Origin of the sequence: Solihabitans fulvus (genome assembly GCF_008386585.1) — a bacterium.
Classification (GTDB): Bacteria; Actinomycetota; Actinomycetes; order Mycobacteriales; family Pseudonocardiaceae; genus Solihabitans; species Solihabitans fulvus.
On sequence record NZ_VUOB01000453.1, the window covers coordinates 1 to 207 of the forward strand.

1 protein-coding gene is annotated in these 207 nt (G+C 69.1%); it reads right to left on the bottom strand.

What is annotated here, in order from left to right:
• Window positions 1-207: hypothetical protein (locus F0L68_RS42005; RefSeq protein ID WP_149855501.1), on the bottom strand; the 207-nt coding region annotated here is incomplete at both ends.

Genomic DNA, 207 nt, shown 5'->3' on the forward strand with positions numbered 1-207 from the left:
AGCCACGCAGGTCGACGAACAACTGACCATCCGGGAACCGGTCCAGGTTCTGGTGCGCCCACCGCAACGCCAACCACGTCTTGCCGACCCCGCCACCACCACCGATCGCCGACACCACCACCGTCCCACCATGACCCGCCGCCGCGTCCAGCGACTTGTCCAACGCCGCCAACTCCTGGTGCCGACCCACGAACACCCCCGGCTGCG